The sequence below is a fragment of the Rhodoplanes roseus genome, from assembly GCF_003258865.1.
GTDB lineage: Bacteria > Pseudomonadota > Alphaproteobacteria > Rhizobiales > Xanthobacteraceae > Rhodoplanes > Rhodoplanes roseus.
This window is the reverse complement of the sequence record NZ_NPEX01000252.1, coordinates 1-8,288: the sequence shown is the minus strand read 5'-3', so window position 1 is coordinate 8,288 and position 8,288 is coordinate 1. Positions and strand designations below refer to the sequence as shown.

The window sequence follows — 8,288 nt, the reverse complement described above, 5'->3', positions numbered from 1 at the left end:
GGCGCTCGCGAGCGCCGCAACGTCGGCGGACAGGCGGAACGTCTCGCCGCGCGTCTGCAGGTATGCGGCCTCGCCGATGATTTGGCCGATGTTATCCCGCACCCAATCGAGCGCGACCGCGCGCGCGACTCGCACCGGAAGAAACCGACGATTGCCGGTCTGATCGACTAGCGGCGTGTCGTTGTTCGTTGTGATCACGAAAATGTTTCGTCGCGGGCGCTCCTGGACCGCGCGCGCGTAAGCGGGCCGTCCGCGGTCGACCTGACGTGATAACATTGCCTTGATCTTCTCGACCGTCGCGGTAGTTCGCATCGTCATTTCCGCGATCTCGATGCAGCACTTTCCGGCGAGCGACAGGACGAGTTCTTTCGGCTCGTCACCTAGCTGCACTTCATCGGAAAACCATGCATCGTTCATCGCCACCACGCGAGCAAGCGTCGACTTTCCGGTGTTCTGCGGCCCATACAGCACGATCGATTCGTCAATCTTGCTCCCCGGGTGCCGGATGCGTTTGACCAGAGAGCCGATCCAAAAACGACCAAGCGCGCGGTGGTACGTGTCGGGAGGGACACCGAGCGCGAACGTCAACCAAAAGTCCAGGCGTGGCTTTCCGTCCCATTGTGATTCGAGCATCGCGACATGCTCAATCACCGGGTCGACGCGGTGTTCCCGCGCGATCGATACGATCGCGTCCCACGTGAATTCACGCGTGGGGATGAAGCGAGTTTCCGTCCGGCTAGCACGCATGCGAAGATCGGCAACAACGGCGTCATCGACGGGGGTCCACTCTAACCAACTCCAGCCGCGCACCTCGGGCCGCTCGTACCAGAGATTCCAACGCAGTTCGGCGCCGAGCGTCCGAAGGAAGAACAGAAAATTGTCGGGGTTGTTGTGCTCGACCTCGCCCTTGTAGCTGCGAACGAAGTCGTTCACCGGCTTGCAGGCGCGTTCCGATTCCTGAGATAGCCGGACAACCGCCGCCGCAATCGCCGATTCCGGCACGGTCGTTGCGAGCAGTGGACTTAGCGCTTCGGCCGTCGCAGCATGCACGATCCGCAACACCGCGAGCGCATCAGCGGTCGGCGCCGATGCGATGCCCGGGATTGCTGCGTTTATCGCGTCGCGGGCTGGGTGGCCATTGTCGGGCACAGTCGGGTGCTCTGGTCGACGCTCGACGCGCGGGATTGACGCGAGGATCGGTCCGAACAGATCAGCTTGCGCCTGCCCGCGCCCGGTCATGGGCATCGGCCCGGGAGCCTGCCCGATCGGCGTTCCTGTCATGCCCTGCGTACCGGGCATGCTGGCGCCGGTGTTCGCTGCGATCTGCGCCACGACGCCACCAAACACCGACTCGCCGCGCGGCTTCAAAGAGCCGGTCCAGCCCATGGCGTGAGCGGTCTTCATCAGGCTCGCGAGCGTCACAACGTTTTTGCCCGCGTCGTCGCTGAACGAACGCCATTTGTTGGACTCGACGCCTTCGGTAACAGTGTCGTCATGCGCTAGCCGCCACAGGTCCAGGCCGATTTGCTCCCCATATTCGAGCTTCAGCGCCATGCCCGCTTGCACCCACGGGTCATGATCCGCGAATGCGCCGGCCTCACACATCCACACCAACATGTCGCGGACGGTCTCGATCTGGTACTTTCCGAGCTGTCCCGGGTCGACGTTGCGGCTACGCTGGACAGGCGCGCAATGCGAGACCAGGGCGAAGCACGTCGGGTGCGCGGCTGTTGCGTTCCCCAGCCGATAGCTGCCGCTCGCCTGCCCTTTGGGCGTGCCGTCGTAGTAGCTCGGCGGAATCAGCACGTAGCCGTTACCGGCCCGGATGTCGATGGTGCCCTTGACGAGGGCAGGCTGACGGAACAGTCGCGCGTCGATTCCCTCGGGGACGTCGAAATAGAGGTGCCAGCCGCCCGAGGGCGTGTGCACGTGGGGTTCGCGGACAGGCGTGTTGTTCGCTGCGCACCAGTCTTTCCACGCTTGCCACGCCGCATCCGGCCCCGCGTGCTTGGTGTCGATGTCCACGACGATCTTGCCGGACGGGCCGGCGACCATGATCCAATTGCAGCCGGGATGCTGCTCCGCCCACGCGCGCCACTGCGCCGGCTCGCGCGACCAATCGAGCGTGAAGTGCTCGACGATGCCGGCCGCTTCCTTCTGCCCGGCTGGAATCGGACAGAGCGCCGCGCCAATCGAGGCGTAAAACGCGAACATGGACTCGAGCATGGTCGTGCTGGTCATGCTCATGCGGACCTCTGCGATGCGAGTGCGGCGAACGCGCGGTCGTAGCCTGGATTTGAGCGGCGAAATTCCAGGAACGCGCCCGGTCGCGTTTTCGCGATGAACTGCCGCCCCGCGGCTTGCCACGCAGCGTGCCGCGCGAGCAAATACCAGCTCGCGGCATCGCCTCGCGAGATCTCAGTTTCGCAGAGGTGTTCGAGGGCGCACGAAACATAGCCGCTGATCGCCCTGTGGGCACACCGCACGTTGAATCCGAAGATCGACGTCATGGACCGATGCGTTAGCGCCTCGAATGCCGCTGATCGCTCTTTCCAGTTGCGCGCAAACAACGCCGCGTCGACCCAATCCTCAACCAGCGGAAGTTTGCGCGCGATGGGCGGAAGTTTCGGATAGACCGGATCGACCGGTCGGATGAGCGCGACCCCGCGAGTTTTATGCTGAGTCATCGCACGCCCTCCGGCCAGCGATCACCAGCGGCAACAAGCGCGGCCATTCGATCAGTCAGTTCGCGGATTTCGGCTTCAGTGTGCCAATCTCGTTCGGCGCCCGCCTTCAGCGCCGCTAGGAGATCGGACGGACGCGAGTTTGCTCGCTGCCAACGCGCGGCAGCATCTTCTTCAACCGCCTGAATCACACTCGCGAGGTTCACCAGGATCAGCCGGTCAGAAATCACGGCCGGGTCAGTTTGATTCGGCTCGGTTACGGGCACGTGCAATTCGTCACGGTGCTGCGGCCGAAATGCAGCTTTGAAATCGCCCGACCAGCCGTCCGGCAGATTCACCGCGAGGCGAACGTAAATCGGCTTGCCCTCGCGAGCGTCCTTGAAGAACCGGCCGCCGGTGTGGCTTCGGAGCCAATCTGCGAGGCCGATGAGAACGGGCGTGGTGAGCCCAAGTCGTAGTAGATCGCCCGCAATGTACCCGATCGCCAACTCTGTAGCGGCGTAGACCTTGGCGCGCCCGCGCCCGCTAGTTCGCGTCTCCGGCGTTGCGAGGACGATTCCTTTGTCGGCGAAAAGCCGGAACGTCCGTTCGGACTGGCGGATACGGGCCGCTGCTTGGGTCATTGGATAGTCGGTCATGTTTGCCTCTTTGACACGAAGTGTCGTTGACAGTGTGCAGAACCTGTACTAAGTTCGACACGTCATGTCAAGGTGTCATATCGCATGCCCCGAGCCGCTGCCCACTTCACCCAGGCCGACGTCGCCCGCGTCATCCGTGCGGCGATGCAGGCGGGTGCGGGCGCGGTTGAGGTCCGGAGAGATGGGACGATGCTGATTTTGCTCTCTGGGCCCGCTCTGGCGCCTTCGCAGGCGCCGACCATTGACGACGACGATTGCGCGAAGTTTTGATAGCCCATGCCCCGCCCTCGCCCGCCGCATGTCCACCGGCAAATCACCCGCCACGGTCGCACCGTCTGGTACGTCCGCGTCGGACACGGGCCACGCATTCGCCTTCCGGTGGGCCCCGGTGAGGAAGGGTTCGGAGAAGCGTACCGAGACGCCCTGGACGGCAAACTCACCAGCGCGCCATCAAGGCAGAGCGCCGTGGCGGGCACGGTACGATGGCTGATTGACCAATATCGCCTGACCCCCTCTTGGACCGGCCTCGCCCCAGCGACTCGGAAGCAACGTGAAGCGATTTTTCGGCAGGTGATCGAGGCAGCAGGACACGAGCCGCTGACGCGCGTGACGCAACGGACGATCGTTCACGGACGCGACCGTCGCGCGAGCACGCCCGTGCAATGCCGCCACTACCTGGACGCAATGCGCGGCCTGTTTCGCTGGGCTGTGGACGAAAGGCGCGTGAAGTTAGACCCGACCGAAGGGGTTAAGGCGCCGACGCCGAAAAAGAGCATCGGCTTTCCAGTATGGACGGCCGACGACGTCGAGAAGTTCGAAGCCAAGTATCCGCTCGGAACGCGGGAACGAGTCGCCTTTGACGTGCTCCGGTACACCGGCTTCCGGCGAAGCGACGCGGTGTTGTTTGGTCGCCAGCATGTGCGAAACGGAATCATCCGACTCCGAACGCAAAAGACGGGCGAGCCCGTGACAATTTCCATGCCGCCAGCACTTGCAGCGACAATCGAGGCCGGACCTGTCGGGGATCTAACCTTCATCACCAACGTTAACGGCTCCGCCTTTGTGGTCGAGAGTTTTGGGAACTGGTTCCGGGACGTGTGTCGCGCCGCAAAGGTGGAGAAGTCAGCGCACGGTCTCCGCAAATGGTATGCCTCTCGGCTTGCCGAGGAAGGGGCGACAAGCAAAGAGCTGCAGGCCGCATGCGGCTGGACGAGCAGCCGAATGGCCGAACTCTATACGCGCTCCGCCGATCGCGAGCGCCTTGGATTGTCGGGATCGCGCCGGATGACCGAGAACGTGGACGGAACTTCTATTCCCTCACCTGGAGGCGATGGTGAGGGAAGCAGCGAGAATAATAACGAAAAATCAGAAACTTAGTTTTCATATGGTGGGCGGTGACGGGCTCGAACCGCCGACCTACACGGTGTAAACGTGCCGCTCTACCAGCTGAGCTAACCGCCCCACGCGGGGATCCTTAGCGCTGGAGGTGTCGGGGGCGCAAGCCGGACGGGAGGGTCGCGGGCGCCGCCGGCGTGGACCCGAACGCCAGAGCCGGCGGGCTCGCGAGACGCGAGTGATTCGGCCGAATGAGCCGCCGCAGGCGAGACCAGCCGCCACGACGGTGCGTTGCTGCCACCGTTTCGGGGCAGAATGCGTCCTGCCGCACCAACCATAAGTGCTATTTATCGGCTAGCACGACGCGAGGTCGGGAGAAGTGTATCCTTGCAGACACATTGCCCCGCCGTCGCGACACAGTCCCGCCTGACGGAGCGCCGGGCGCGTTGAGGGGCCGGCCCCGGTCCTGCCATCGTGCCGCCGGAATTCAGGACGGGGACCAGAATGGCAATGCGGTCGGGTTTGCTCGCAGGCGTTTCACTGATCAGCTTCGTGGTGGCGGCCGTGCCGGCCGTCGCGGCCGATCTGCCGGCCAAGATCCCGGCCCGCGCGCCCGCCGCCCCGGTGTGGAGCTGGACCGGCCTCTATATCGGCACCCATGCCGGCAACGCCTGGGACCGCAGCGAGTGGCTGAGCGGCTCGGGCGAACTCGCCGCGCTGCCGCGCTTCCGCGGCACCGGCACGTCGGGCGGCGCCTTCGGCGGCGCGCAGATCGGCTACAACTATCAGACCGGCCCCTGGGTGCTGGGCGTCGAGCTGGAAGGCAGCGTCGCCGACCTCGACGGCAATGCCCGCTGCGCCATGGCGCAGGCGGTGTGCAACACCCGCATCGACGCCATGGGCACGCTGGTCGGCCGCGCCGGCTGGACCTTCGACAACGTGCTCGTCTACGGCCGCGCCGGCGGCGCCTACGCCCACGCCAAGCACATCGTGACGGCCTACAACGCCGACAACCCGGCCGAGGGCGACTCCAACCGGTTCGGCTGGACGGCCGGCGCCGGCGTCGAATACGCCGTGTCGCCGACCTGGTCGGCCAAGCTCGAATACGACTACCTGCATTTCGGCACCGACCAGGTGACGATCTCCAGCCCGACCGAGAGCCTGGAAATCGACACGCGCCAGCAGATCCATCGCGTCAAGGTCGGTCTCAACCGGCGGCTCGACTGGGGCCTGCCCGGCCTGCCCGCCTCGGGCGTCGCCGGCGGCGCCGGCTTCCCCGTGAAGGCGGTCGCGCCGTCGGTGCCGGCCTGGACCGTCGAGGTCGGCACGCGCGTCTGGTACTCGGAAGGCCGGTACCAGAAGGACCTGATGGACAACGTCAATCCGGGCCGGCTCAACTCGCGGCTCAGCTACAACGACATGACCGGCATCGCCGGTGAGGCGTTCGGCCGCTTCGACCATCGCAGCGGGCTCTTCGTGAAGGGCAATTTCGGCGCCGGCGCGCTCACCGGCGGCACCCTGCACGACGAGGACTTCCCGAGCGAGGTGGTCTATTCGAACACCGTCTCGGACATGAAGGACGGCCGCATGCGCTACGCCAGCGCGGATGTCGGCTGGAACGTCCTCACCGGCCCCACCGGCAAGCTCGGCGCCTATGTCGGCTATCGTTATTTCCACGAGCGCGGCAACGGCTTCGGCTGCGCCCAGATCGCCGCCGACGAGACCTGCGCACCGGCCGTCCCGACACGGTTCCTGGGGCTGAGCGAGACCGAGACCTGGCGCGGCGTCGCGCTCGGCCTCAACACGCAGGTGCAGCTCACCGACCGGGTCCGGCTCGAGGTCGACGGCGCGATCCTGCCCTATGCCAGCCGAACCGGTTACGACAACCACTGGTACCGCGCCGACATCAATCCGCAGATCGAGTCCGGCCACGGCTGGGGCGGCCAGCTCGAAGCGATCCTGTCCTACATGATCACGCCGCAGTGGAACGTCGGCGTCGGCGGCCGCTACTGGTACTACACGACGACCGACGCGCGGACCCAGTTCCCGGGCGAGGTGAGCGACTCGCCGATGAAATACACGGCCGAGCGCTGGGGCGGCTTCCTGCAGGCCTCCTACATGTTCGACAGCACGGGCGGCGAGGCCGCGACGCCCGCCCCCGGCGGCGTCTTCAAGGCGCCGGCCGCCGCGCCGCCCGGCTGGAGCTGGACCGGCGTCTATGTGGGCGGCCATGTCGGCGCCGCCTGGGGCCGCACCGAGTGGACCACGGCGACCGGCACGGGCCGCGAGGTGTGGAACGACGTCGACGGCATCGTGGCGGGCGGCCAGGTCGGCGCCGACTATCAGATGGGCCAGTGGGTGGTCGGCGTCGAGGGAAGCTGGAGCTGGAGCGACCTCGACGGCAACGCCTCCTGCGGCCGCATCTACACCTGCAACGTCCACGCCGACGGGCTCGGCATGCTGACCGGCCGGCTCGGCTGGGCCTCCGGCAACGTGCTGCTCTACGGCAAGGGCGGCGTCGCCTGGCTGCGCACCGACCAGTCGATGCTCTACAACGAGATCCCCAACGCCTACTCGGCCAAGGAGACGCGCACCGGCTGGACGCTCGGCTCCGGCATCGAGTACGGCCTGATGCCGAACGTGACGGCCAAGATCGAGTACAACTGGTCCGACTTCGGCACCAAGTCGGTGGCGATGACCGACCAGTTCGGCGGCGTCATCCCGGTCGACGTGAAGCAGACCGTGCAGGACGTGCGGCTCGGCGTGAACTACCGCTTCGGCCAGACCGGCACGGTGACGCCGACCCGCGCGATGCGGCCGTTCGCGTCGCTGCTGGCGACCGGCCCGGCGATGAGCTGGACCGGCGTCTATGCCGGCCTCCATGTCGGCGGCGGCCATGCCGCCGAGACCTGGAGCAACCCGTTCGGTCCCCAGGTCTTCGGCGACGACATCGGCAGCGGCGGCTGGCTGGCCGGCGGCCAGGTCGGCTACAACCACCAGATCGGATCCGTGGTGCTGGGCGCCGAGGCGGACATCAGCGCCGCCAATTTCGACGGCACCAACACCTGCTTCGTCGGCCTCAACCCGGCGATCGGCGGCGTCGATTGCCGCAGCCAGCTCGACGCGCTCGCGACCTTCACGGGCCGCGCCGGCTGGGCGTTCGCCCGCAACCTCGTCTACGTCAAGGGCGGCGGCGCCTGGGCCCGTGAGAGCCGCGAGCTGAACCTGGTCGGCGTCGACGGCGGCGGCGTTTACCGGACGACCGCCGGCCGCTGGGGCTGGACGGTCGGAGCCGGCATCGAGCATGCGCTGCTGCCGAACGTGTCGGTGAAGCTCGAATACGACTACGTGTCGCTCGGCGACGACACCGCGAGCTTCGGCCTGCCGGGCGGCTTCGCGGCCGTGGACAACCGCACGGTCAGCCAGGACGCCCACGTCGCCAAGCTCGGCGTGAACTACCTGTTCAACACGCCCGTGGCTCCGCTGCAGGCGAAGTACTGATACCGGCGGCCTGTGACCTCGACCTCGTCCTGAGATGCTCGGGCGAAACCCGAGCATCGACGGATGCGGCCGGGGCCGTCGCCCTTCGAGGCCCGGCTCCGCCGGGCACCTCAGGGTGACGGGTCGAGGG

Annotated in this window: 5 protein-coding genes and 1 tRNA gene; 2 read left to right on the top strand and 4 right to left on the bottom strand. The window is 66.3% G+C overall.

Features of this window, described 5'->3' with window-relative positions; genetic code table 11:
• The 3 genes from CH341_RS24755 to CH341_RS24750 form a co-directional block, all read right to left on the bottom strand.
• On the bottom strand, positions 1-2,247 hold a 2,247-nt coding region (locus tag CH341_RS24755; protein WP_210208600.1), incomplete at its 3' end, for a VapE domain-containing protein.
• Complete coding sequence (locus CH341_RS33865; protein ID WP_146604612.1) at positions 2,244-2,687, bottom strand: hypothetical protein; 444 nt, start codon at positions 2,685-2,687, stop codon at positions 2,244-2,246. The genes CH341_RS33865 and CH341_RS24755, both read right to left, overlap by 4 nt.
• Positions 2,684-3,322: a hypothetical protein gene (locus tag CH341_RS24750; RefSeq protein ID WP_111421649.1), complete on the bottom strand. Its 639-nt coding sequence runs from the start codon at positions 3,320-3,322 to the stop codon at positions 2,684-2,686. The genes CH341_RS33865 and CH341_RS24750 overlap by 4 nt, the downstream gene beginning before the upstream one ends.
• A 465-nt stretch (positions 3,323-3,787) precedes the next feature.
• Here CH341_RS24750 and CH341_RS24740 point away from each other — a divergent pair, with 465 nt between their 5' ends.
• Complete coding sequence (locus CH341_RS24740) at positions 3,788-4,699, top strand: tyrosine-type recombinase/integrase (protein ID WP_170149790.1); 912 nt, start codon at positions 3,788-3,790, stop codon at positions 4,697-4,699.
• Positions 4,700-4,707: 8 nt separating this feature from the next.
• Here the strand turns inward: CH341_RS24740 and CH341_RS24735 are convergent.
• A tRNA-Val gene (locus CH341_RS24735) sits at positions 4,708-4,783 on the bottom strand.
• Between the two features lie 378 nt (positions 4,784-5,161).
• Between CH341_RS24735 and CH341_RS24730 the strand changes: the two genes are divergently transcribed.
• Positions 5,162-8,158, top strand: a complete 2,997-nt coding sequence (locus CH341_RS24730; RefSeq protein WP_111421646.1) for an outer membrane protein — start codon at positions 5,162-5,164, stop codon at positions 8,156-8,158.
• The last annotated feature ends 130 nt before the right edge of the window (positions 8,159-8,288 follow it).